The sequence below is a fragment of the Acinetobacter sp. OYA S30 genome, assembly GCF_033599315.1.
Classification (GTDB): domain Bacteria; phylum Pseudomonadota; class Gammaproteobacteria; order Pseudomonadales; family Moraxellaceae; genus Acinetobacter; species Acinetobacter baumannii.
In genome coordinates this window covers 1-26,621 of record NZ_JAWVAV010000005.1, presented here as the reverse complement: position 1 = coordinate 26,621, position 26,621 = coordinate 1, and the positions used below count along the sequence as shown (strand labels likewise).

21 protein-coding genes and 2 pseudogenes are annotated in these 26,621 nt (G+C 37.6%); 17 read left to right on the top strand and 6 right to left on the bottom strand.

Features of this window, described 5'->3' with window-relative positions; all coding sequences use genetic code 11:
• Positions 1 to 47: 47 nt before the first annotated feature.
• Entirely contained in the window at positions 48 to 2,762 is a 2,715-nt protein-coding gene (locus R5R67_RS03890; protein WP_000731492.1) for a TonB-dependent receptor, read from the bottom strand.
• A gap of 520 nt (positions 2,763 to 3,282) precedes the next feature.
• Positions 3,283 to 3,375: pseudogene (locus R5R67_RS19715) on the bottom strand (hypothetical protein); the annotation flags it as partial.
• 163 nt (positions 3,376 to 3,538) lie between these two features.
• Between R5R67_RS19715 and R5R67_RS03885 the strand changes: the two are divergent.
• From R5R67_RS03885 to R5R67_RS03855, 7 genes are all read left to right on the top strand, one after another.
• A complete protein-coding gene (locus R5R67_RS03885) occupies positions 3,539 to 5,329 on the top strand; it encodes an ABC transporter substrate-binding protein (protein ID WP_085943452.1) in 1,791 nt (596 codons plus the stop codon).
• 15 nt (positions 5,330 to 5,344) lie between these two features.
• On the top strand, positions 5,345 to 7,168 hold the full coding sequence (locus R5R67_RS03880) for an ABC transporter substrate-binding protein (RefSeq protein WP_085941292.1): 1,824 nt from the start codon (positions 5,345 to 5,347) through the stop codon (positions 7,166 to 7,168).
• Positions 7,169 to 9,202, top strand: coding sequence for a M3 family metallopeptidase (locus R5R67_RS03875; protein ID WP_085943451.1), 2,034 nt, complete (start codon positions 7,169 to 7,171; stop codon positions 9,200 to 9,202). It begins immediately after the preceding gene.
• A gap of 12 nt (positions 9,203 to 9,214) precedes the next feature.
• Complete coding sequence (locus R5R67_RS03870; RefSeq protein WP_000881923.1) at positions 9,215 to 10,153, top strand: ABC transporter permease; 939 nt, start codon at positions 9,215 to 9,217, stop codon at positions 10,151 to 10,153.
• A gap of 7 nt (positions 10,154 to 10,160) precedes the next feature.
• Positions 10,161 to 11,303, top strand: a complete 1,143-nt coding sequence (locus R5R67_RS03865; protein WP_000953839.1) for an ABC transporter permease — start codon at positions 10,161 to 10,163, stop codon at positions 11,301 to 11,303.
• A 12-nt stretch (positions 11,304 to 11,315) separates the two neighbouring features.
• Positions 11,316 to 13,046, top strand: coding sequence for an ABC transporter ATP-binding protein (locus R5R67_RS03860; RefSeq protein WP_001295042.1), 1,731 nt, complete (start codon positions 11,316 to 11,318; stop codon positions 13,044 to 13,046).
• Positions 13,047 to 13,153: 107 nt separating this feature from the next.
• The gene (locus R5R67_RS03855) at positions 13,154 to 13,813 is read left to right on the top strand and encodes an SOS response-associated peptidase family protein (RefSeq protein WP_000332555.1); all 660 of its coding nucleotides are present in this window, start codon (positions 13,154 to 13,156) and stop codon (positions 13,811 to 13,813) included.
• Between the two features lie 53 nt (positions 13,814 to 13,866).
• On the opposite strand, the gene R5R67_RS03850 is transcribed toward R5R67_RS03855, so the two are convergent.
• Positions 13,867 to 14,235: a hypothetical protein gene (locus tag R5R67_RS03850; protein WP_000979740.1), complete on the bottom strand. Its 369-nt coding sequence runs from the start codon at positions 14,233 to 14,235 to the stop codon at positions 13,867 to 13,869.
• Between the two features lie 309 nt (positions 14,236 to 14,544).
• On the opposite strand from R5R67_RS03850, the gene R5R67_RS03845 reads away from it, so the two are divergent.
• Both R5R67_RS03845 and R5R67_RS03840 read left to right on the top strand, forming a co-directional pair.
• On the top strand, positions 14,545 to 15,402 hold the full coding sequence (locus tag R5R67_RS03845; RefSeq protein WP_000471056.1) for a 3'(2'),5'-bisphosphate nucleotidase CysQ: 858 nt from the start codon (positions 14,545 to 14,547) through the stop codon (positions 15,400 to 15,402).
• Positions 15,403 to 15,459: 57 nt separating this feature from the next.
• A complete protein-coding gene (locus R5R67_RS03840; RefSeq protein ID WP_001162376.1) occupies positions 15,460 to 16,194 on the top strand; it encodes a histidine phosphatase family protein in 735 nt (244 codons plus the stop codon).
• A gap of 56 nt (positions 16,195 to 16,250) precedes the next feature.
• Here R5R67_RS03840 and rpsT read toward each other — a convergent pair whose 3' ends face one another.
• Positions 16,251 to 16,517: a 30S ribosomal protein S20 gene (rpsT, locus tag R5R67_RS03835; RefSeq protein WP_000013652.1), complete on the bottom strand. Its 267-nt coding sequence runs from the start codon at positions 16,515 to 16,517 to the stop codon at positions 16,251 to 16,253.
• A gap of 212 nt (positions 16,518 to 16,729) precedes the next feature.
• On the opposite strand from rpsT, the gene R5R67_RS03830 reads away from it, so the two are divergent.
• The 8 genes from R5R67_RS03830 to R5R67_RS03795 all read left to right on the top strand — a co-directional run bounded on the left by R5R67_RS03830 (position 16,730) and on the right by R5R67_RS03795 (position 25,989).
• The gene (locus tag R5R67_RS03830; protein ID WP_000156078.1) at positions 16,730 to 17,395 is read left to right on the top strand and encodes an NAD(P)H-binding protein; all 666 of its coding nucleotides are present in this window, start codon (positions 16,730 to 16,732) and stop codon (positions 17,393 to 17,395) included.
• Between the two features lie 12 nt (positions 17,396 to 17,407).
• Positions 17,408 to 17,914 carry a ribonuclease E activity regulator RraA gene (gene rraA, locus R5R67_RS03825; RefSeq protein ID WP_000108826.1) on the top strand — a complete coding sequence of 169 codons (507 nt, stop codon included), beginning with the start codon at positions 17,408 to 17,410 and terminating at the stop codon, positions 17,912 to 17,914.
• A gap of 24 nt (positions 17,915 to 17,938) precedes the next feature.
• The gene (locus R5R67_RS03820; protein WP_085943450.1) at positions 17,939 to 18,721 is read left to right on the top strand and encodes a glutathione S-transferase N-terminal domain-containing protein; all 783 of its coding nucleotides are present in this window, start codon (positions 17,939 to 17,941) and stop codon (positions 18,719 to 18,721) included.
• 161 nt (positions 18,722 to 18,882) lie between these two features.
• Complete coding sequence (locus R5R67_RS03815) at positions 18,883 to 19,815, top strand: Dyp-type peroxidase (RefSeq protein ID WP_001222570.1); 933 nt, start codon at positions 18,883 to 18,885, stop codon at positions 19,813 to 19,815.
• A gap of 79 nt (positions 19,816 to 19,894) precedes the next feature.
• A complete protein-coding gene (locus tag R5R67_RS03810) occupies positions 19,895 to 20,251 on the top strand; it encodes a hypothetical protein (RefSeq protein WP_000473798.1) in 357 nt (118 codons plus the stop codon).
• A 134-nt stretch (positions 20,252 to 20,385) separates the two neighbouring features.
• Entirely contained in the window at positions 20,386 to 23,847 is a 3,462-nt protein-coding gene (mfd, locus tag R5R67_RS03805) for a transcription-repair coupling factor (protein WP_000487581.1), read from the top strand.
• 200 nt (positions 23,848 to 24,047) lie between these two features.
• Positions 24,048 to 24,482, top strand: coding sequence for an HIT domain-containing protein (locus R5R67_RS03800; protein WP_000492048.1), 435 nt, complete (start codon positions 24,048 to 24,050; stop codon positions 24,480 to 24,482).
• Between the two features lie 52 nt (positions 24,483 to 24,534).
• Positions 24,535 to 25,989: an adenylate/guanylate cyclase domain-containing protein gene (locus R5R67_RS03795; RefSeq protein ID WP_318754757.1), complete on the top strand. Its 1,455-nt coding sequence runs from the start codon at positions 24,535 to 24,537 to the stop codon at positions 25,987 to 25,989.
• 67 nt (positions 25,990 to 26,056) lie between these two features.
• On the opposite strand, the gene fdx is transcribed toward R5R67_RS03795, so the two are convergent.
• Together fdx and hscA are read right to left on the bottom strand one after the other, a co-directional pair.
• On the bottom strand, positions 26,057 to 26,395 hold the full coding sequence (gene fdx / locus R5R67_RS03790; RefSeq protein WP_009387062.1) for an ISC system 2Fe-2S type ferredoxin: 339 nt from the start codon (positions 26,393 to 26,395) through the stop codon (positions 26,057 to 26,059).
• Positions 26,396 to 26,412: 17 nt separating this feature from the next.
• Positions 26,413 to 26,621: pseudogene (hscA, locus tag R5R67_RS03785) on the bottom strand (Fe-S protein assembly chaperone HscA); the annotation flags it as partial.

Sequence of the window (26,621 nt, the reverse complement as noted above, 5' to 3'; positions counted from 1 at the left end):
TTGTTCTGCAAACTAACTGTTGTGAGCTACATTTGCAGAACAACCATTTAGAACTTATATGTACCTCGTACAAAGTAAGTACGTCCTAAAGGATCTGCGTAACGTGGGTCATATCCCATTTGGAAGTTGTCACCAACATTTGAAGCAGGAGGGTCTTCATCAAAGATATTCTTAATACCTGCTGTAACTTCTAGATTTTTAAAGCCTTTGTATGTGCCTGAAATATTATAAATTGTATAGTCACTCACTTTATGGTCTTGATACCCTACCTTGACAGTGGAGCTCGAGTTTTGGTCATCATAACCACGAGTGAATTGTTGTTGGAAATTTACACCCCAGTTTTGATAATTCCAGTATAAATTAGCAGTATGTTTCCAACGAATAATTGGAGCATCTCCAACATATGTGCCTAAACTACTAATCCATTCTCCATCTTTTTCATTTTGATATTTATATTTAATAACATAAGTTCCATCAATTCCAAAACCAAATCGACCTGTTGCTGTCATTGGGGTTATATAATTTAGACTTACATCGACACCAGAAGTTTTTAAATCACCCATATTGTCTTGAGTAGTAATGATATGGTTAAGCGTTCCATCTGGGTTGCGTACGAACTTGTCGGCATATTTTGTTGGATTGTTAAAAATATCACCTTCAGGTAATGCCGCAATTTGATTTTCAACTTCAATATTAAAGTAGTCTAAAGTTAGAACTAAATTTTTAATTGGTTCTAGAACTAGACCGGCAGTAAATGATTTTGATTCCTCAGGATCGAGATCTTTATTCCCTCCATTTTTGCGGTCAAATTGGGTTTCGCAATCACGACTAGCAACACCGCCAGGTGGAAGAGTATCTCCTGGTTTTTTAGGAGGACCATTCGGACAAAGTACAGGGTCATTATGGTAGGCTGAAGTATTTGTTATAGAGTTAGGAGCATTTACTTCCCATAAAGTTGGTGCTCTAAATCCTGTGCTATAAGAGGTACGGAACATTAACTGTTTAATAGGTTCCCAACGAAGTGCGAATTTAGGATTAAACGTATCACCGAAATCACTATAATCATCGTAACGAGCAGCAAGTTGAGCTTCTAAAGTTTTATGTAAGGGAATATGCAATTCAGTAAAGACTGCTTTGATATCTCTTTTTCCTTTATTGGTAGGTTCATCAGGATCAACACCTGTACTTGGTGCTTGACTAGCTACTTCAGATACTACGTTTGAGGTCCATTCATCGTGGCGGTAGCTAGTTCCAATTGCAAAACCAACGTCACCTGCAGGTAATTTAAATATAGGTCGACTGGCGGTGAAATCAACAGTAGTTGAATCAACATCTGCTTTTAAATAAGCACCAGTTACCCCTAGTGTATCCCATAAGCCAGCATCTTCTGGTGCTTGTGGACCAAAAGGGTTTAAAATACCATTATTTAAAGCTTCTTGAGTTTTGTTATAGTTAAGATAACCCCTGTTTAACCGATCTTCTGCTTCGCTATGAGCATAAGTAACACCAGTATTAATATCCCAACCATAAGCTTCGCCTTCTAAACCACCGAATATTCGATGTGACTCATTAATACTAGAACTAACACGATTACCAGCTTGAGAACGAATATAAAGTTCAAGTGGACCGCTCACATTATTCATTCCAGGAGTAATACCATTACCTGGATAATATTTACTATCAGGATTTAATGTTAAATCAAAGAAAACGTCTGGAGCCACAGAGGTAGTAATTTCATTACGCGCGTAGACGTATTCTGCTACAGCATTTAAATTATCATTAAGTTTAAAAGTAGCACGCCCTAATGCTGAGATGTCTTCAGTTTTTGGAACAATTCCAATCACTGCCTGACTATTGTAACGGCAGGATCCATTCTGTACATAAACAAACGGGTTACTTCCACAGCCTGTGGCTGCATATGGGTTTCCTTCGACACCAGTTTCCTTGTCATAAAAATTAGCGGGAAAGCTACCGCTACTCCCTTTTGTAATACCTAGTTCTGGTATTAATCCTCCACGTTTACTAACTTTACGATCTTTTGCCATAACGTCGTTGCCATGTCGGTAATCGATGACACCAAAGATATTAAAGCCATTTTCATCAAGATCACCATAACCACCAAATACACTTACATCTTGTGTATCCCCCCCATTTTGCTCTGGTTGTGTCAAACCTCCACTGATGTTTAAACCAGTAAATTGTTTTTTAGTAATGAAGTTGATTACACCACCAATCGCATCTGTACCATAAATTGCTGATGCTCCATCTCGTAAGACCTCAATGCGATCTAACATAGCGAGTGGAATAATATTTAAATTAGTGACACCACTATCATAAGCATTAGCAGCTAAACGACGACCATTAAGTAAGATTAAGGTTTTATTGGCACCAATTCCTCGGAGATCCGCTGCTGAACCTACAGTTCCGCTAGCACCTACATTTTGCGCAGTAACAAAACTTGATTGATTTGCACTGATTTTTGCCAAAGCCTCTTCAGTTGTTGTTACCCCTTGTTTTAAAATTTCATCAACTTTCACCACGGTAATTGGCGAAGCACTTTGTGCCGCAACACCTTTAATTGAAGAACCTGTAACGGCAACTTTTACGACTTTTGTTGGTTTTTCATCGGTACTTGATTGTTCGGTTTCTGCTGCTTGTGCCATGGTAAGACACATCATGCTTAAACTAAGGGTGCTTAATTTAAGAATTGTTTTGCCAATCTTGGGGGTTGCCTGAGATCGAACATTGTATTTTTTTTTCATCGTGGACTTGATCCCTTTTTGTTGTCGTTAGCGATATTGCTGGAAAGTTTTTAAGCAAAGCAAGTGCCAACTATATATTTTTCTTTTTTTAGTTTATGCAAAATATTGATAAATATTGATTTTATTATGCTTGAGTATGAAGTTTTAGTTTTTTTGATATAAAAATAAATTTTCCATTTGGAAAATTTTTTGATGTTGGCGAAAAGTTTCAAATTTATTTGTATAAAAAATATACATTACTAGACTCTTCACATGCTTATTAAATAAAAATGTATCGTTTTAGAGCCTTTTAATATGTAATGTTATAATATTTATCACTCCATGGTTAAATTATATTTTTATTATTAATCAATATATTGTTTTAAAAATATCTGTAATTTAGGCTTGATCTAATGTGGATCATAATTAATTTTTAATGTATTTTATTTGTGCATTTAAGGTATTAGATGATTAACTTATATGAATATAATATTTGGCAAAAAGTTACTTTTATTTATATAGTTCAAACGTTTTTAAGTATCTAATAAAAATATGAATTTTTAATATTTTTAAATATTTTAAGATGGATATTAATAAATGGCATGAAATTCGCTTTATATTCAATGGTTACAAAACATTAGGTATTTGAGTTTATTTTTTCCATTTGATCAAATCGAAAGAGGATAAAGGAAAGTAAATTTTAAATCCTAAATAGGCCTATCTGTTGAAAAAGAACTTTTCTTATGCAGATTTAGATGTTACTCAAAAGGATAATATCTTTTAAAAAAACTAATTACGTGGGTATGAACTTGAAATTAAAATTTTTTAAGCTCGCCATTTTAAGTCTGGCTATTACATCAGTTCCTTGTGCTTACGCAATTACGCCAGCGCAACCAAACAAAATTTTGCATGTTGCCTATGAAGCCCCAGATGATGGCTTCGATATGGTTAAAACCACCAATTTCTATAGCGCTAATATTGCTGAGGCAATTTTTGAGCCTTTACTCAAATATGACTATTTAGCACGTCCATTACAGTTAGTTCCCAATACTGTAGAAAGCCTGCCCAAAGTGGAACAAGACGGTAAAGTTTATATATTTAAAATTAAGCCGGGTATCTATTTTACCAATGATCCAGCTTTTAAAGGTAAACGCCGTGAGTTAGTGGCTGAAGACTACGTCTATACAATTAAACGTATTTTAGACCCTAAAAATAGAGCGCCTTCTGTTTCTTTTATTGATGGTAAGTTACAAGGTGCCGATGTGGTTGTAGCTCAAGCAAAGAAAACTGGAAAATTTGATTATGCTGCTCCAATTGCAGGGCTTAAAGCGATTGATCGATATACTCTACAATTTACTCTGACTCGCCAAGACTTTAATTTTCCTTATATTCTTGCCTATATTACATTTGGTGGTGTTGCTAAAGAGGTTGTTGATTATTACGGTGATCGTATTGGCATGCATCCAGTAGGTACTGGACCGTACATGTTAAGTAAATATGTTCCAAGAAGTAAGGTCGAGTTGGTTGCCAATCCTGATTATCGTGGTTTTATTTGGAATTTTAAGTCAACAGGCACGCCTTGGGATAACCAACTTGTTAAGGAAATGTCTGGAAAGAAAATGCCACAAGTTGGCAAGGTGGTGGTCAGTATTATTGAAGAAGAGCAGTCACGATGGTTAGCTTTTCAGTCTGGACAACTAGACTTTGATAAACTCACAGCGAATGCTGTTCCTCAAGCGTTAGATGGAAATCAACTTAAAGCTTCTTTTCAAAAAAGAGGCATTAAACACTTTCCATATAAAGAACCTGAAATGACCTATACTATGATGAATATGCGTGATCCGGTGATTGGTGGTTTTAGCCCAGAAAAAATAGCGCTTCGTAGAGCAATTACTTTGGCCTATGACCAAAAAGAAAGTATAAAACAGGCATATAAAGGTCAGGCAGTTAGAGCAGAAATGTTTATACCTGAAGGTGTAAACGGATATAACCCGAAGTATAAAAGTAGCGTAGGATATAATCCACGGCTAGCAAATAAACTGCTTGATTATTATGGCTATAAAAAAGCGGCTGATGGCTACCGGACCTTACCAAATGGCAAACCTTTAATTTTAAAAATCAATACAGAAAATAGCTCAGCATCGGTTATTCATTCAGAACTCTGGAAAAAAAATCTAGATGCGATTGGCATTCGAGCTGACTTTAAGGTAAGTAACTTTGCAGATAACTTAAAAGCCGCTACTCAATGTAAATATATGATCTGGAGCGGTGCATGGATTGCTGACTATCCTGAAGGAGATAATTTTGCACAATTACTATATGGACCAAATGCTGGGCAGGGAAACCATGCTTGTTATCAGTCTAAAACCTATGATGCTCTTTATACTCAGGCCATTCATTTACCACCTCAACAACGTCTACCATATTACGAAAAACTTAACCGTCAGATAGAAGCTGATAATCCTTGGATTATTCATGTAACTCGAATTCGCAATTGGTTGATACGGCCACAAGTTCAGGGTTTTAAACCCCACCCAATGATGAATACAAACTGGCAATATCTTGATATTACCCCTATTAAAAAATAATTTTAGATAAAGATCATCATGACCGAAAATTTAAAACAAAAGCTTAAGCACTGTAGTGTCGGCCTATTCTTTGCCGGAATGGCTTTAACGGGTTCTATATCTATTTTTGCGAAAAGCCCAGCCGATCCAAATAAAGTTTTGCGTTATGTATTCCCAACAGCTGAAACAGGCTTCGACCCAGCTTATGTACATGACTTATATTCAGCGCATGTACTCACATCTATATTTGAAACTTTATATACCTATGACTATTTGGCAAGACCAGCAAAATTAATCCCACACGTGGCTACGGCTATGCCAGAAGTGAGTGCAGATGGTCTGACTTATACCATTCATATTAAGAAGGGTATTTACTTTACAGCCGACCCAGCGTTTAAAGGTAAACCTAGAGAGTTAACAGCTTACGATTATGCATATTCTTTTAAGCGGTTATTAGACCCGAATTTACGCTCACCTAATAGTTGGTTATTGGAAGATAAAATTGAAGGTATGAATGCTTTAGTCAAAGCAGCCAATAAATCCGGAAAATTTAATTACGATCAAAATGTAAGTGGTTTACAAACACCTGATAAGTACACTTTGGTGATTCGGTTAGTAAAACCAGACTATAACTTTCCTTTATTACTGGCCCATGATCCGACAGGTGCGGTGGCACGCGAAGTCATCGAGAAATATAAAGATAAAGCCGGTTTTGTTATGGGGCATCCGGTAGGAACCGGACCTTATATGCTCAGTAAGTGGATACCTGCCTCACGTATTGTTTTAAAAGCAAATCCTGAATATCGAGGTTTTACCTGGAACTTTAATGCCAGTAGCCCCGGGGATGAAGCAATTGTAAAGCGCCTTAAAGGTAAACAAATGCCTCAAATCGGCACAATTGATATTCAGGTCATGGAAGAAAACCAGTCACGATGGTTAGCATTCCAGCGTGGTGAGGTAGATATCATTCAGCTTGAAGGGCAATTAGTTTCAAAAGCGATTAAAGACGGTAAATTAAGACCCGAGCTTGCAAAAGAAGGCGTGCAATTATCTCGTATTGTTGATCCAGAAATTAGTTATATCTATTGGAATCTCAAAGATCCCGTTGTTGGAGGAATGAGTAAAGAAAAAATTGCCTTACGCCGTGCTATTGCGATGTCCCGTTCAATAGATCAAGAGATTAAATTGGTAAGGAATAGTGATGCAGAACGTCTTCATTTCCCAGTTCCACCTGGTGTAGTGGGATATGACCCACAGTATAGAAGCAGTACACCATATTCAGTAAAAGCAGCCAATCTGCTGTTGGATCGATATCACTACAAAAAAGATGCTTCTGGTTGGCGTACACAACCAAACGGCAAGCCGCTCGTGGTCGAATATAAAGCGCGCAATGACAGTATTGGCCAACAAAGTGCTGAACTTTGGAAGAAAAACTTCGATAGCCTACATATTCGCATGGTGTATAAGCCAATGCTTTTTTCAGACTTACTTCGATCACAAAAACAATGTGAGGGAATGTTTGGTTCTTCTGCATGGATCGCTGATTATCCAGATGGGGATAATTTTATGCAGAATTTTTATGGCCCAAATACTCATATGACTAACTGGTCTTGTGGTTCGATACCAGAGTTTGATGAGTTGTACCGCCAGTCTCAACAAGTGAAGCCAGGCCCAGAAAGAGATGCGTTATATCGAAAAATGACGCGTTTGTTAGAGGTTTATATGCCTGTGCAAATGTCTTATGCACGCTATCGCAATATGTTGGCCCAACCACGAATTATTGGATATAAGAAGCATCCGATTTTACATGCTGAATGGATGTACTTCGATATTGATACAAATACGAAATCTAATCATTAAATGAAAAAAATTGGAGATACGATGAAAAATAATACACTGAAAATGACTACATTATGTATGTTGACCATAGGTATAAGTCAATTTGCATCGGCTGAAGCGACGCGTGCGACATTACCATTACTCAAAGCAGAGCAACTCCCAGCATGGTGTGATTCTAATTTAAAAAAAATTCAGCAAGAGATTTCTAGTTTTGAAAAAACGCCTGTTAAAAACGATGCTGCCGCTGCTCCGATATTAGCCAAGTGGGATAAAATTTTTGCTCATCTTGAAGATTTTTCGGGGCCCATAGGTCTATATAGTAACGTCGACCCAGATGCGAAATTACGTAAGGCAGCCGAAGACTGCGAAATCAAAATTAATCAGTTTCATACTGATATCTTCCAAAATTCAAAACTATATAACGTAATTAAAAATACAAAAGCAACTGATCCAATAGATAAAAAATACCGTCAGGATATTCTCGATCAGTTTGAAGACACGGGGGTTCAATTAGAACCAGCAAAACGTGCAAGAATGAAAGCCATTCTGGATGAGTTGACTAAACTCGAACAAGAATATAACCGCAATATTCGTGATAACCCGGAAAAACTTGAATTTACTCCTGAAGAAATGAAAGGGCTGCCAGAAAGTTATATTTCAGGGTTAAAGAAAAATGCTAAAGGTAACTATCTATTAGGTTTTGAGTATCCGGAATATCGTCCATTTATGGAGCTAGCGGATAATGATGATGCCCGAAAAAGATATCAAATTGCCTTTACACGACGTGGGACTGAACAAAATTTAAAACTACTCAAACAGGCAATAGATTTACGTTATGAACTTGCACAGTTATTTGGAAAAGCGAGTTATGCAGATTGGGCTTTAAAAGACCGAATGGCAAAAACACCAGAGGCTGTAAACAAGTTCTTGGCAGAAGTACAAAAAACTGTAGCACCACTTGAACGTAAAGAAGTAGAAGAGCTTCGTGCCTTTAAAGCACAAACTTTAAAAACACCACTAGATAAAACCGAGATAACGCGTTGGAGTGAAGCTTATTGGAGTGAAAAACTTCGTAAGAGTAAATATCAAATTGATCAGGAAAAGCTTCGTGATTATTTTCCAACTTTAGCCGCACAAAAATGGTTATTTGCTATTTCATCTGATCTTTACGGTATTGATTTTAAACCCGTCAAAGTTAAAGCATGGCAGGATGAAGTTGAATATTACGATGTAGTTGATAAAAAGACAGGAAAACTCCTTGGTGGCTTATATATGGATAAATTCCCTCGTGAAGGGAAATATGGCCATGCAGCAGTTTGGGGAGTATATGGTGGAAGCACTTTAACCAATCGATTACCGATTTCAGTATTGGTGACTAACTTTAACCGTAAAGGTTTAAATAGTGATGAGCTTGAAACTTTTGTACATGAGTTCGGACATGCTTTACATGGCATCTTATCAAATACACGCTATGCCAGTCAGTCCGGAACCTCTGTAGAGCGTGATTTTGTAGAAGCACCTTCTCAAATGTATGAAGAGTGGGCACGCCGTAAAGAAACCTTATCTAAAGTGGCCGATTATTGTGATCCAGCTTGTCCACGTGTTGACGATAAATTAATTGCCCGTTTAAAAGCAGTACATAATTATGGCCGTGGCTTGCGTTATGCCCGTCAGACGCTTTATGCACAATATGACATGGCACTTCATACGGCAGATGCCTTAAAAGTAAAACCTTTAGAAACTTGGCAAAAAATGGAAGCTGATACAGCCTTAGGATATGTGCCAACAACTGAATTCCCCGGGCAATTCGGGCATTTAATGGGTGGTTATCAGGCAGGTTATTACGGTTATATGTGGTCTGAGGTTTTAGCGCTAGACATGCTTTCTGCTTATGGTGACAACCTGAACAACCCACAAGTGGGACAACGTTATCGTCAGACGATTTTATCGCAGGGTAGCCAAAAACCGGCAGCTGAATTGGTTAAAGATTTCCTTGGTCGTGATCCTGACAATAAAGCATTCTTTAACGAAATTACCGGACAACGGGTTAAATAAGGAATTATCACTATGCTGGCATATGTTATTCGGCGTTTATGGCAGATGATTCCGACCATGTTGGGAGTAGTGCTGCTTATTTTTATCTTATTTAATTGGGTCGGTGGAGATCCTGCCTATATTTTGGCAGGTAAGATGTCTAACCCTGAGCAGATTGAAAATATCCGTAAACAGTTAGGTGTTGATCAACCTTATTATGTTCAACTTTGGATTTTTATTAAGCAAATTCTTACTTTTGACTATGGCGCAAGTTGGAGCACAGGTGAATCCGTTTCACAAATTATCTTAACCCGATTAGGACCGTCGCTCACACTTTTAATTCCACTCACCATTTTACAAACAGTTATTTCAATTATTTTAGCATTGGCTGTAGCGGCGGTACGTGGCTCTCTAACTGATCGTATGGTCATGATGCTATGTACCATCGGTATGTCGATTAGTATTTTGGTTTACATTATTGTTTTTCAATATGTTCTGGCTTATCAACTGAGTTGGTTTCCAGTACAGGGATGGAGCGATAATTTTACCGACAATTTATTTAAGTTTTCTTTACTACCAATTCTAATCATGCTGGTGGTGAGTATTGCACCTACTTTACGTTTATATCGTAGCTTTGTGCTTGATGAAGTAAATCAGGATTATGTGAGAACCGCACGTGCTAAAGGTGTAGGGGAAAGCCGAATTTTAAGTGTGCATGTTCTACGGAATGCCTCAATTCCGATTATTACTGATGTGATGTCAAATTTACCGGCATTATTGATAGGTGCATTTTTAATTGAACGCTTTTTTGGTATTCCCGGTATTGGTCGTGAAGTGATTATTGCTGTAGAGCGTAGTGATTTTCCTGTCATCAAAGCCATTACTGTATATATTGCAGCTGCAACCATGATTTTTAATTTGATTGCGGACTTGGTCTACAAAGTGGTTGATCCACGTGTACAGTTGAAGTAGGTGGGTTATGCTGAGTGTTTTATCAAAAAGAAAGTTAGAAACCCAGACAGCTCCTGCTTCAGCGGGGCTATGGCGACTTGCCATGCGTCGCCTTCGGGCCGATAAAATTGCAATGGCATCGCTCATTGTTGTGTTGTTCTATTTGATCGTATTAATACTATCTCTAACGGGTGTGATTGCATCTGATTGGAATAAAGAAGTTGCTGTCAGTTATGCGCCTCCTACATTTATAGGTGCAGATAAGACAACTGAAGCTTTGAAAAGTACAGCCGCTGTAGATGAGGAATTACCGGAAAACCCAGTCGATCCTTTAAAAGATGTAATTCACCAACTCAAGGCTGAAATCAAACAAGAAAAGAGCTCTGGAAGTGCAATTGATTATTATGGTGTAGTTGATCCATTAGCTGATGATATGAAAGCAATTGATCAGCAACTCGGTGGACATTTACTTGATCAGCAAAGTGAACTAAAAAGTACCCTAATTTTTGGTGCTGACAAATGGGGACAAGATGTCCTTAAAAAAACCATTAAAGGCGCTGAAACTTCAATTATTGTAGGGCTTGTTTCTGCCTTACTAGCAGTCACATTAGGAACGCTTTTAGGGGCAATTTCAGGTTATTTTGGTGGTTGGGTCGATGATATTCTCAACTGGTTTTATAATATTTTTACTTCCATTCCATATTTATTATTAGTTCTTGCGATTGCTGCTGTACTACAACAAAAGGGCATTTTATCTATTGTTCTGATTTTAGGCTTAACGGGCTGGACAGGTGTCTATCGGTTAATTCGTGCTGAATATATGAAACATACGGCACGCGAATATGTACTTGCAGCTAAAGCCATTGGTGTCGGGCATTTTCGCCGTATGTTTATTCATATTTTTCCTAACGTCAGCCATATTGCATTGGTCCAAATATCTATTTTGGTGGTTTCTTTTATTAAATCGGAAGTGATTTTGAGTTTCTTAGGGTTCGGTGTGCCAGTAGGTGTAGTGTCTTGGGGCAGTATGTTGAATGAAGCACAAAGTGAACTTCTTTTAGGTAAGTGGTGGCAGCTTGTCGCAGCCTCTGTCGCAATGGCTGTTTTGGTTACGGCATTTTCAATGTTTACTGATGCGCTACGCGATGCATTAGACCCGAAACTAAAATAAGAGGAAATCCAAATGTCAGAACAAGAAAAAAAGACCCCATTACTTCACATTGAAAACTTACGTGTAAGCTTTAAAGGTGAAGATAAACAATATATCGAAACTGTGAAAGGAATTTCCTTTGATATTCCGACCAATACGACTGTAGCTTTGGTTGGTGAATCGGGTAGTGGTAAGTCTGTTACTTCTTTAGCAACTATGGGTTTATTACCTGTGGGCCAAAGCAAGATTGATGAGAAAAGTAAGATTATTTTTGAAGGTAAAGACTTGCTTGGCTTATCGCGTACAGAGATGCGAAAAATCTGTGGTAAAGATATTGCCATGATTTTTCAGGAACCGATGTCATCATTAAATCCGGTTTTTACGGTTGGCAATCAAATTGCAGAAGTGTTGTGTTTACATATGGGTATGAGCCGAAAACAGGCTCGGCAACGTGTTTTAGAGTTGCTTAAAGAGGTCGGTATACCTTCACCAGAAACGAAAATTGATGCTTATCCTAACCAGCTTTCGGGTGGACAGCAGCAACGTGTCATGATTGCAATGGCAATTGCTTGTGAGCCCAAACTACTGATTGCCGATGAACCGACTACGGCACTTGATGTCACCATTCAAAAGCAAATTATTGATTTACTTGAATCATTGCGACAGCGCCGTCAAATGTCGATGCTTTTTATTACTCACGATTTGGCTTTGGTTGGTGAAATTGCAGATCAAGTGATTGTGATGCGACATGGTGAAATTAGAGAGCAAGGTACCGCAGAACAAGTTTTGGAACAGCCTAAAGATGTATATACCCGAGCCTTACTTTACTGTCGTCCTCAAATGTCACAAAGACCTTATCGTTTGCCTGTAACCAGTGATTTTATGCGACAAGAAAACAATATATTGGTTGAGCAAAGCTTTGATGTTTCAGAAATTCCTGAGCGTAAACGTGGTTTAAATGGCGATGAGCAAATTATTTTAGAAGTAAAAGATCTGAAAAAAAGTTTTTATAGTCGTAAAGGATTGTTTGGCAAAGAAGAATTTCAGGCAGTAAAAGGCGTTTCTTTTAAATTGGCTAAAGGAAAAACGCTTGGTTTGGTAGGAGAGTCGGGCTCCGGTAAAACGACTGTCGGGTTATTACTCATGCGCTTACATCAAGCCTCTGGGGGGCAGGCTTTAATTGAAGGTAAAGATATTCTTTCTTTAACTGAAAAAGAGTTTGCCAAATATCAAAGGAAGATCCAAATCATCTTTCAAAATCCATATGCTTCGCTAAATCCACGCTTTACGATTGGGCAGATCTTATTGGAACCTATGCAAATTCATGGAATTGGTAAAGATGATGCGGAACGTAAGCAAATTGCGCTTGGTTTACTTGAGAGAGTGAATCTGCCTGAACAAGCTTATTATCGATATCCGCATGAGTTCTCGGGCGGTCAACGCCAACGTATTGCGATTGCGCGCTGCTTAACGCTAAAGCCTGAAATTCTAATTTGTGATGAATCTGTTTCGGCGTTAGATGTTTCAGTTCAGGCACAAGTACTTAATTTATTACAAGACTTACAAGATGAGTTTGGGCTTAGTTATATTTTTATTTCCCATGACTTGTCGGTTGTGAAATATATCTCCGATCAGGTTATGGTCATGAATCATGGTGAAGTTGTTGAAATCGCCAACTCGGATGAGCTCTATGCACATCCGCAACATGACTACACCAAACGACTATTGCAGGCTATTCCACAAGGAATTCAGCACGTTTCGTAAGCGTAAAGTTATGTCGTTAAAGGCACTTTCAAGTGCCTTTTTATTTGGTTTATAGAATAAATACTTATAAAATAAGAGATGTAAAAGTACAGTATTTTATTCCTGCTATGTGTGCCAACTTTAAGCCTTTAACTCTTGCCCAATTGCAGCAACTTCAGTTGCCTGTGGTCGGCTTTAGCTATGCCGATGAGGTTTATCCGGGTGGGACAATGCCATTATTATTCAAATCACCGCAAGGTTTTGAGTGGCGTGAAGTCATGTTCGGTTTGGTTCCTAAATGGGCAGAAGATACGAACATAGCAAAACATACTTATAACGCCCGTCATGAAACGATTTTCCAAAAACCGAGTTTTCAAGAAGCTGCTCTTAAATGTAAGTTCGGTGTAATACCCGTCACGGAGTTTTATGAGAGTAAATATATAAATGATAAACCTGAGCGGTGGGGCGTACGCCGTAAAGATGGGCAGGCTTTTTTTATCGCAGCAATCTATGAAATTTGCAAAATGAATGAAACGATTGTCCGTTCTGCGAGTATGTTAACTATGGATGCGATTGATCATCCCATGATGAAAGACTTCCATGAACCGGGTGATGTTAAAAGATCAGTCATTGTGATTCCACATGACCGCTTAGATGAATGGTTAAGTTTAGAAACACCAGATATTTCAAGCTTTATTGAAGGTTTTCCTGTTGAGGAATTTGAATGTTTACATGTTCCTAAAGAGAAGATTATAAAACCTACACCTCAATTAAGTATGTTTGAATAACTGCATTGGAGTTAGGTTATTGGCTTAATTTTTAAGTCAATAACCTTTGATATTTAATCAATATTCTTACTTAAAGTTTGTACCTGTTCATCTTGCGCCAGATAAGCCAATTCAATCGGTGAGATTACAAAAGTTGAGTTATCTGAGGTTTGTTTAAAAACAAATCCATATTCAAAAGATTGCGTATTTTTACTTGGTAACCAAAATAAATAAGGACAGCCTGTATAACTGCCATCCCAACCCATTTCTTTAGCTAAGGCCAAAGCTGTATCGGATTTAGCAATAATTTCTTTAAGTGATTCTTTATCTCTTTGGGAGACATCACCATCATCATCTGCAAATGTTTGTAAAAACTCATTTAATGGAGTTAAGTCTTCCCAGTTATTTTCAATTGTTGAGAAGTGATATCCATATAGCATCATATTTAGTCTTCCATTTTGTTATTGTGCTATTGAACATAGCAAGAAATGCGTGAAAAAGAAATGGTTGAATTTACTTTAAGTTGTTTATTTTTCATAAGTTATAGCATATTTTCTATACAAAAATTAACTGAGCTTTCTCTTGAGTAATAAGCGTCTAATCAAGTTAAAATATAAAGATTCAGCTGTTGAAGGAATAATAGTGTTCTTAATAAAAAGTTAAGTCTTTTTGTAAGGATACTAGACTGTTGGTGAATATTGAATTTGTCATAATTCACTTATAATGAAAAGGAAAGTAAATAGAGCTTATTTATGTTTATAACAACAACTCGCCCCAATGATGCTTTAATTGAACAGTTACTACCAATCTTGGAAGAAGCTAGCCAAATCTTATTACAAGAATATCAAAATTATTCGGCTGGATATGAATTTACGATTCAAGAAAAACATGATGATTCACCTGTAACGCAAGCAGATTTAAAGGTAAATCGTTTTTTATTAAAGCATCTTGCAGAAATTACACCTGAGTTACCAGTTTTATCGGAAGAAAGTGACTATAGCGCTCGCCATGCTTGGTCTTCTTGCTGGATGCTAGATCCACTTGATGGTACGAAAGAGTTTATACATGAGCGAGATGAGTTCACGATAAACTTGAGTTTGATTGAAGGGCGTGAAACGATTTTTTCGGTGATTGTTGTGCCATGTGAGCAAGTTGTTTATTTAGGTTATTTAAAAGATTTACCTTTTAAATATAGCTTTAGCCAACAACAATGGTATCAATATCAAAAAATACCTTATTCAACACAAGCACCTGTACAAATCGGTTTAAGTCATAGTAGTAAAAATCCAAAATATCAGAAATTCATTGAACCTATTGAAAAGATTCGTACCGTAATTCGACGTGAAGCAGGTAGCGCTTATAAGTTTTGTATGATGTTAGAAGGAGAGATCGATATTTATCCTAGATTTCATCCGACATCAGAATGGGATACCAGCTCAGGTCAAGGATTATTAGAAAGTATAGGTGGAGGTTTACTCACTCTAACAGGTAAGCCCTTTGAATATAACCAGCGTGATACCGTATTAAATGGGGGCTTTATCGCATTTCGTGATCAGGAAAGCAAAAAAATAGCATTTGAAGCTTTAGCTCAATCAGGTGTTTTGGATTGAGAGTTATTGTAGACATGCTATAGTGGCAAAATATTGAGAAAAGATGACAAGATAAAAATGGCACTCGATTTATTGCCTAAAAGCATGTTTGAAGCAATTGATTTATTGCCTGATGCTTCGACCCCTGTAACCCTTTTTACACGTCACTCCTTAAGAGAGCTGGTAGATGGGCAAGGCTTGGCAGGATACGACCTCCAGCTTACACCGCAAGGACGTGAGCTTGCTCAGGAATGGGGTAGCTATTTAATTAAAAACACGGATCGTGTAATTCAACATTGCATTTCTAGCCCAATTCAACGTTGTGTAGACACTGCTGCACTTATGATTGAAGGAGCAGATGGGGTGAGTCCTGAGCCGAATACACATACAATTGAAATAGTTGAACAAGGTTTGTTGGTTGAACCTGGTAGCTTTGTACTGGATATTCAGCAGGCGGCGCCTTATTTCCGTAAACAAGGGGCACTTGGTTTTATTAATAGCTTTGTGAACAATGCCTTACCGGGTATGAAACATCCAATTACTGGCGTATTAGATGTATTAGAGCTGATCTATCAAACTCATCCTAAAACAAAAAGTGGTCTAAGTTTAGCTGTAAGTCACGACACAATTATTGCAGCGATTGTTGCGGTAATTTCAGGCAATAACCAAATACAAAAAGCAGATTGGCCTGCCATGATGGAAGGGCTGTTTGTATGGTTTGAAGGTGATGAATTTCCAAATTGTAAATTAAAGTGGATTTGGAGAGGCAAAACTTACGAGTTAGATGTTTCTGAGTTCCATAAAGTACAGTAAACACAAAAACATAGACAATAAAAAAAGCCCTGTTGGGCTTTTTTTACATGCTTCAATTAGTTAGCTAAAGCTTTAACTTGAGCATTTAAACGGCTCTTATGACGAGCAGCTTTATTTTTGTGGATGATGCCTTTATCAGCCATGCGGTCGATTACAGGAACAGCTTTTTTGTAAGCTTCTGTAGCAACAGCATAATCACCACCAGCGATTGCACTTAAAGTACGTTTGATGTAAGTACGAACCATAGAACGCAAGCTTGCGTTGTGTTTACGCGCTTTAACGTTTTGGCGCGCACGTTTTTTAGCTTGAGCAGAGTTTGCCACTCTTGCACTCCTTGAAAATAAGTTGGTCTGGGCGGGCTGTGGTTAATCCAGTAAACCGGTGTAACCATCACCAGCCCGTAAACAAGTGCCATATTGTGATGAATCAATACCGTGAAGTCAAGCCTTGAGAGCATTTTAAGCGGTTTTAGGGGCTGCTAAAACCGTAAGAAAAGGTTAAATTTGATACAAACTTAAAGAGGGTTGGATAAAAAATGACTATAAGTACGAAAAAAGCAATTGTAGTAGGTGCTACAGGACTCGTTGGTTTAGCGCTTGTTGAACAACTTGAGCAAACACCAGAATTTGAGGCCATTACCGTTGTAGTAAGAAAAGAATCACAACTACTTAATACATATAAGAAAGTTACTCAGCTCGTTATAGACGATTTTTTATTGCTCAATGATGAAGATGTGAATGGTCATACTCATGCATTTAGTTGCTTAGGTACAACTTTAAAAATAGCGGGCTCAAAACAAGGCTTTTATGCAGTTGATTATGAGATAAATGCTCACTTTGCAGACTTAATCCAAGATAAACATATTCATTTTTTAATTGTTAGTGCACTTGGGGCAAATGCTAATTCACCAATTTTCTACAATAAAGTAAAAGGCGAATTAGAAAATTATATTCAAAGTTTAGGAATCGAAAAATTGTCTATTTTTAGACCTTCTCTATTGATTGGTAAGCGTAGCGATGTGCGTTTTATTGAAGATTTAGGACAAAGTCTATTTAAACTTATTGAAAATAAATGGACTAGGCCTTTCAAATATAAACCAGTTACAGCAGAGCAATTGGCTCATACCATGGTCGTAGCGGCACTAACGCAAATTGAAGCTTTTAAACGATATGATAATCTCAGCATACAACAAACTCGATAAGGGAGAATAAAAGTGTCGACAGTACCATTTGTGACATGTGATTTATTAGATGACAATCCGGAAAAAGATTTGCAAGTAGTCACGCCATCAATGGACGGTAAGTTCTTTAAAAGCTATGGTGCACGTCAAACTTTTGGCGGACAAGTTGTGACTGTAAAGTGTTTTGAAGATAACTCGCGTGTAAAAGAGTTATTGGCTACAGATGGTACAGGGAAGGTATTGGTTGTGGATGGTGGTGCTTCAATGCGCTGTGCACTTATGGGAGATATGATTGCTGAATCGGCAGTTAAAAATAACTGGAATGGTGTGGTTATTTATGGCTGTGTACGTGATGTTGATGCACTTGCAACCTTAGATTTAGGTGTACATGCATTGGCTGCAATTCCGCAAAAAAGTAACCGTAAGGGCATTGGTGAAGTAGATATTCCTTTGTATTTTGGTGGAGTCACAATTCAATCTGGTGATTTTATCTATGCAGATAATAATGGAATTGTGATTGCTAAAGAAAAACTAGTCTAGCTCCACAATTAAATAAAGGAATGCATAATGGTGAATCATCAAATTAAAGTACTGCAAGCATTAGTGTCTGCAATTGCCGAAGGTGGTAGAGGTGTTACAGGTACAGCATTTCCTAAACAGCCTGTTAGAGCTCTTAAACTTTATGAATTTGAGGGTTCACCATTTTGTCGCCGCGTTCGTGAAGTGATTACACTTTTAAATTTGGATGTCGAAATTTATCCATGCCCGAAAGGTGGATTAAAATATCGCTCCATAGTTAAAGAAATTGGCGGTAAATTACAGTTTCCTTTTTTTATTGATGAAAATACAGGTGACAAATTATACGAATCACAAGATATTATTCATCATTTATTTAAATACTATGGTAAGACAGGCCAAACTCCTGATAAGTTTTCAAATTATCCAAAAATGCCATATCTGGCGTTTGCCGGAACATTATTAAATGGTGCTCGTGGGGTCTGGATTAATAAAAAAATAGTAAATAGAGCTGCGCCTGAGCATAAACTTGAACTATGGAGCTTTGAAGCAAGTCCGTATTCAAGAGTAGTAAGAAGTGTATTAAGTGAGCTTGAGCTACCTTACATTTTACATAGTGTTGCCAAAGAAAGATGGCAAGATATGGGGCCTGCGATTCTTCGGTTAAAACCGGGCAAATATGAACCTTTAAAAGAGGGAAAGCGAGAAAAATTGTTGCCGGTCATGCAAGGTAAAATGCAAGTGCCTTATTTAGTGGACCCAAATACAGGCGTTAAAATGTTTGAATCTGCGGAAATTGTAAAGTACCTAAAAAAACAATATGGCAGTTAAAATATAAATGAGAAAAACACGCTAGAGCGCTAGAGCGCTAGAGATTGAGATAACTCAGTCTCTTTTAAGAAGCGACAACAATAAGAAATCATACGATAAAAACATGAATATGCTAAATTACTACCTTAAATTACCAAAATAAGGCCTGTTTTATGGAATGTATGAGAATTCAGCCTGTAACGAGTCATCCTGGAGAAAATGCTTTATTTATTGTATTAGGATTAGCTCAAGGTGATTCTGTTGTAGAAAAAGTAAAAGATTTTGCTGGTAAATTCTCTGCGTTAACCAGAAGTTTGTCTAACCGTTATCCTGAAACTAAATTTAATGCCATATTAGGTTTTAGTTCAAACGCGTGGGATATTTTATTTCCACAGCAAGCAAAGCCTCAAGAATTAGAAACATTTCAAGAAATCAAAGGCCCAAAATACACAGCCGTTTCAACACCCGGGGATTTATTCTTTCATATTCGTGCTGATCGACAAGCTTTATGTTATGAGTTAGGAAGTATCATCAATGAACAGTTAGGTAAAGTAACTTACCCAATTGATGAAGTGCATGGTTTTCGTTATTTCGATGGGCGTGCGATTATTGGCTTTGTAGATGGAACAGAAAATCCTGAACCTGTAATTGCTGCACAATGGGCATTAGTGGGTAACGAAGATCCTGACTTTACTGGGGGAAGTTATGCATTTATCCAAAAATATACCCATGATATGGAAAAATGGCGTGCATTAAGCGATGAGGAACAAGAAAAAGTTATCGGGCGTAAAAAGTTCAACGATATTGAGCTTGATGATGACGAGAAGCCTTTAACAGCACATAATGTAGTAAGTAAAGCGCATGATGCAGAAGGCAATGAACTAAAAATTATGCGTGCAAATATGCCTTTTTCGAATCCATCCAAAAATGAATATGGTACTTTTTTTATTGGTTACTCACGTAAATTTAGTACGACACGTCAAATGCTTGAAAATATGTTCTTAGGAAATGAGCAAGGTAATCTTGACCGATTACTTGACTTTAGTACTGCCCAAACAGGAACTCTATTTTTCGTACCGACAGTAGATTTTCTAGATGGCTTGGGTGACGAGTAGGCATTAAAAATAAACTTAGATGGTAGAGGTGAGTAGATTACCTCTACTATATAAATTGAAATTAATATGATGTGATGAGATGTTTAAAAAATTAACCCAACTTTTTCAAGGTTCGAAAGAGACACCAGAACAAATTTATTTACAAGAGAATCAGCTCAGTTTTGATTCAGAGCGTGGTCCAGTTATTAAAGATGTCGTGATTAATGAAAAGTGGTCAGAGCACCTTGAGTATTTTTCAAATCGTAAATTACAGAATTTTGATAACTTACCTAAGCTATTTCAAATTACACCACAAATTAATGAAAAGATTGATTTAGAGATTACAACACAACGATATGGGGAAAGGTTAGGTAATACACAAGAAAAGTTACTTGAGCTTAAAGCAATCATACAGATATTAAACCAATATTATGTGATGTTTTTACGAGACAAATAACTTCAAATGATTGTTTAAGAACTATAAAAAAGTATCATAAAGTAGTAGCTTGATTGCAGAAAAATAACTCAATTCACTAAAAACATCATGCTACTATTAACCTCATATCTTTTTAGCTCATAAAAGCCATATACATGTTTCAACAAGAAATCTCTCAATTGAATTTGCAACAGCTCAAGGCCGGTGAAAAGCGTTGGGTGGGGTCATTATTAGGTTCATCAGCAGCTTTATTGCTTAAAGAAATTGCCACTCAGCATTCTTCTTTATTGGTATTAGTCGCTCGAAACAACCAACATGTTGCTCAATTAGAAAGTGAACTTGAGTTTTATGGAGTTAAGCCGACAATTTTTCCGGATTGGGAAATTTTGCCTTATGACCGTTTATCTCCCCATCAAGATATTGTGTCAGAACGTCTTGCTATTTTATCTAATATGCCCCAGCAAGGCGTATTACTGATTTCAGCAAGTACCTTGGCTCAACGGGTTGCGCCTTACTCATGGGTATTGGGAGAACACTTTGATATAAAAGTGGGTCAAAAATTTGATTTAGAACAACAAAAATTAAGGTTAGTTCAGGCGGGCTACCACTTAGTAGATACAGTTTATGACCATGGTGAGTTTGCTGTACGCGGCAGTATTATGGATATTTTTGCATCTGGGCAAGAATCTCCAATCCGCATAGATTTATTTGACGATGAAATTGATTCTTTAAAATTCTTTGACCCAGAAACTCAAAGAACAACAACCACGCTAAAAAGTTTTACGGTTTTACCCGCGAAAGAATTCCCTTTAAAAGAAGGACGTTCAGTTTTTAGAGACCGTTATTCTGAGTTTTTTCCTACTGCCAATCCTAAGAAAAATCCAATTTATCAGGACGTTTTAGATGGTATAGCATCGCCTGGTATTGAATTTTATTTACCGCTATTTTTTGATAAAGAACAAATGCAGACACAAAGTATGTTTACAACATACTTACCAAAGAATTGCATTGTAATTACAACTAACGATATTGACACTGATTTAACAAACTTCTGGAAAGAAGTTATGCGTCGTTATGAAGACCGACGCCATAATATGGATCAACCTATTCTTGCTCCAGAAGAGCTATTTATTTCTCCAAATCATTTGTTAAGTGCTTTAAACCAGTTTCCACGAATGCTTGTAAGCGCAGAAACTATTGAAGAAAAAGCTGGTGCACTTAATCTTAAAACTGAACAACCACCCAAGTTGCCAGTCGATCCGAAAAAAGAAAAACCATTTAGTGCCGTAAAAAAATATATTGATGAAGCAAATCATCCCGTTCTATTGGTTGCGGAAAGTGCAGGACGCCGTGAAAGCTTAAAAGATGCGTTGCGTTCAAGTTTAGGTGAGATTCCGAATGTAGAGAATTTTGAGCAATTCCAAATTAGTCAGTTCGCAATTGCTATTACTAATGCGCCTCTAGATCGTGGCTTACTTTTAACTGATCAATTAACGGTTATTTCAGAAAATCAGCTTTACGAGCACCGAGTTGTACAGCGTCGTCGCAAGCGTCAACAGGAAGTTTCAGAAGAGTTTCTGATCCGAAGCTTAACTGAGCTAAGCATTGGTGCTCCTGTTGTACATATCGATCATGGTGTGGGGCGTTATGCTGGTTTAATTACACTCGCGATTGAAGGACAAGACTATGAGTTCTTACAACTAGATTATGCCGAAGATGCAAAAGTCTATGTTCCAGTAACGAACTTGCATCTAATTAGTCGTTATAGTGGTGGCGACCCGGATTTAGCACCGTTACATAAAATCGGAACTGATGCTTGGAGTAAAGCTAAGCGTAAAGCATTAGAACAAATTCATGACGTTGCAGCCGAACTTTTACATATTCAGGCACGTCGTCAGTCAAAACCTGGCTTTGCTTTTGAACTGGATCAGTCGCTCTATATGCAATTTGCAAGCGGTTTTGCGTATGAAGAAACCCTTGATCAGGCTAATGCAATTGAAGCCACGCTCTATGATATGCAGCAAGCAAAACCAATGGATAGGTTGGTGTGTGGTGATGTGGGTTTTGGGAAAACCGAGGTGGCCATGCGTGCAGCATTTGTCGCAGTACAAAATGGCAAACAGGTTGCTGTTTTAGTTCCTACGACTTTACTAGCTCAACAACATTATGAGTCTTTTAAAGACCGTTTTGCTGATTGGCCAGTACGTATTGAAGTGCTCTCACGTTTTGGTTCAAACAAAACACATTTGAAAAATATTGAAGACTTGGCAAATGGTAAAGTCGATATTGTGGTAGGTACACATAAGCTTCTACAAGAGAATGTTCAGTTTAAAGATTTAGGCTTAATGGTTGTAGACGAGGAGCATCGCTTTGGTGTGCGTGATAAGGAGCGTATCAAAGCTTTACGTGCCGATGTTGATATGTTGACACTTACAGCAACGCCAATTCCTCGTACGCTTAATATGGCTTTCTCGGGTATGCGTGATTTGTCGATTATTGCGACTCCGCCAGCCCGTCGATTAGCAGTAAAAACTTTTGTGCAAGAGCATACAGATGCTTCAATCAAAGAAGCGATTTTGCGTGAGTTACTCCGTGGTGGACAAGTTTATTTCTTACATAATGAAGTAGAGACCATTGAGCGAGCTGCCGAAAATATTCGTGTGCTTGTACCCGAAGCACGCGTAGCGGTAGCACATGGACAAATGCGTGAACGCGAACTTGAGCAAGTTATGCAGCAGTTCTATCACAAAGAATATAATGTGCTGGTGTGCTCAACCATTATTGAGACAGGTATCGATGTTCCAAATGCCAATACAATTTTAATTGAACGTGCGGATAAACTTGGTTTAGCGCAATTACACCAGTTACGTGGCCGTGTAGGTCGTTCGCATCACCAAGCATATGCGTATTTATTAGTACCTTCGATTAAACACTTAAAAGGTGATGCCGAAAAACGCCTTGATGCGATTCAACGTGCTTCGACATTAGGTGCAGGCTTTATGCTCGCTACGGAAGATTTGGAAATTCGTGGGGCAGGCGAATTGTTAGGCGAGCAACAAAGTGGCTCAATGCAGGCGATAGGATATAGCTTGTATATGGAAATGCTTGAGAAAGCGACTAAAGCAATTCAACAAGGTAAAACCCCGAATTTTGATGCTCCATTGTCGTTAACTGCCGAAATTAACTTACATATTCCTGCACTTATTCCAGATGATTACCTAGGTGATGTTCATCAGCGTCTATTATTCTATAAACGTATTAGTAATACCGATACACAGGAAAAACTAGATAACATCCGTATGGAGCTTATTGACCGTTTCGGTATTCCACCGCAGTCGGTTAAGCACTTATTTAGCGTGCATCAAATCCGTTTGAAAGCAGAACATTTAGGTATTACGAAAATTGATATTAATACTCAAGGTGGAAATATTGAGTTTTCACCAGATACGCCAGTTCAGGCCATTAGTATTATTCAGTTAATGCAAAAAAATCCGACCTATTACCGTATGGAAGGCGGACAACGTTTGAAGGTGATGGTGCAGCTTGAAGAGTATGAAAAACGAATTCAATTTATCAATGATTTATTGCAAAAATTGATGAGTGAACTACATGCCTGAGACCTGTTTTTCTAACCAGCGCTAGCTAATTAGGACATTTGTTTTGTTGTAATCGGATTTTATGCACTATTTATACCTTGAGATATGAATAAGTGCATAAAATCATTGTTATTTGTAAGCAAACGGGCTACTAATAATATTCACATCAAAACTGATGTGATAGTATTAGCCATTATTGTTTATTGTCATTTATAAAAGATATGTTTAGTTTGCATCCACAACTTGCTCAAGATACTTTTTTTGTAGGCGATTTCCCGCTTTCAACATGTCGTTTAATGAATGATATGCAATTTCCTTGGTTGATTTTAGTACCACGCGTACCAGGAATCACGGAACTATACGAATTGAGTCAAGCTGACCAAGAACAGTTTCTACGTGAATCAAGCTGGTTATCTAGCCAGTTATCTCGCGTTTTCCGTGCTGATAAAATGAATGTAGCAGCTTTAGGTAATATGGTGCCTCAATTGCATTTTCATCATGTTGTCCGCTATCAAAATGATGTAGCTTGGCCGAAACCTGTATGGGGTACACCAGCGGTGCCATATACAAGTGATGTTTTAGCTCATATGCGTCAGACTCTTATGCTTGCTCTACGTGGCCAAGGTGATATGCCTTTTGATTGGCGCATGGATTAAATCAATGTAATGCCACATATCAATGTGGCAACATTGAAATGTGGAGGATAGGGTGCAATTAGAGAGGTTTATAGATCGGGAACCTAAGCAGTTTGCATATTTTCATCGTTTGATGGGATATTCAATTCTGTCATTAATTTTAGTGATCTATGCCTTTACCTCACCGAATACTAATTATCAAATCTATATTCCTCCTTTTTTTCTTTTTTTACTTTTTGTCAGTTCTAAACTAGAACACTGGTTGCAGTACCAGTTTGATAAGAAAACTCAAAAAAGTGTTTTTTTCGCAATAGATGCGATTGTAGTGGCTGTTACTCTGGCAGGAGTGCACCTTAATCTCGTTCCAACATTTATTGCACTTTTTGCATTGTTTTACTCAGCAATTAATAGTCGTATTTCCTTTGCAGTTATTTGTTTAATGAGTCTGCTTGGGGCGATTATTTTTTATTTAAGTACATTTTTCCTATTTGGTTTTCATCCATATTTCGAAGCCACAAGCCAAGAATTAACAGTAATTACCTTACTTGGTTTGGTAATGTTTATCACTATCGGAAATTATTACCAACACCGCTGGGTTAAAAAAATTAGTCAGCAACGTCAGCATTATTATGACCAGATGACACGTTATATTGCTTTTGCTAATCAGTTAAGTCGCTATGCTCCATTACAATTATGGCAGTCGATTATGCGAGGGGAAGCCGAAGCAAAAATCGAATATAAACGTAAAAAAATGACCGTATTCTTTTCTGATATTCAGGGATTTACTGAACTATCAGAAACTTTAATTCCTGATGACTTAGCTTTCTTGCTGAACGATTATTTAAGTCATATGACTGAAATTGCAAAGCAATATGAAGCGACGGTCGATAAATTTATGGGAGATGCGATTCTCATATTTTTTGGAGATCCGAATTCACAAGGGGTTGAGCAAGATGCCAAATCCTGTGTAGAAATGGCAATTGCTATGCGTCAGCAAATGAAGTTGTTGCGCGAACGATGGAAGAAAATGGGATATTCAGCCTTACATATCCGTATGGGTATTAGTACAGGTTATTGCCACGTAGGGAATTATGGTGCAACCCATCGTATGGCTTATACGATTGTGGGTCGTGATGTAAATTTAGCGGCTCGTCTGCAATATGCTGCTGAAATAGATGAAATCTTAATTTCAGACGATACTTATCAATTAATTAAAAGTGATTTCCTGTGCGCTCCAAAAACACCGATTTATCTAAAAGGTATTCAAGGTGCGGTAAAGACATGGCAAGTGATGGAGAAATATACAGGGAATAAGTCAGATCATCAGCAATGGTTTGATTACGAGTATAAAGGCTTTCACTTGGTGCTTAACTTAGAAGAAGTACAAAACTATGAATATCCTGAATTGGTAGAAGTGCTTGAAAAAATGATTCAACGAATTAAAGTTCAACAAACTTTAGTGAATACTCAAGGTATAGCGCAGTTAAGACTTGAAGATGAAGTTAAGCCTTTAGAAATAGACCAATAAGATCAAGTTTAGAGTCTATAAAATATAAAAAAAGCTGCTTTTAAAGCAGCTTTTTTTATTAACACGATTAATGATTTTCTGAAGCGTGGTTGATTGTATATTTAGGGATCTCAATTTCTAAATCTTCATCAACAATTTTTACTTGGCATGAGAGGCGAGAATCCGGTTCAAGACCCCAAGCGCGATCTAAAAGATCTGCTTCAACATCATCCATTTCTTCTAAGCTATCAAAACCTTTACGAACTACTACGTGACATGTTGTACAAGCGCATGACATGTCACATGCATGTTCGATTTTAATTCCTCGATCAAGCAAACTTTGGCAAAGATTTGCATTCTGTTCAACTTCAAATTCTGCACCTTCAGGACAAAATTGAGCGTGAGGAAGTACTTTAATGCGGGGCATATTGATCACCTATACCTTTAGTTTGAATTTGACCAATCTTCAAGTTTTGTACCTTTTAAGGCGTGGTCAATATGTCGATTCATACGTAGTGCAGCAAAAGCATCACTATGTACTTTAAGTTGTTCTACAGATTTTTCAATCGCTTGAGTATCATTGCCATCAAGTTGTACTTTAAGCATATTTTCAGCGGTTTTAAGTGCTTCGAGCTGCTCAGCATTGAGTAAAT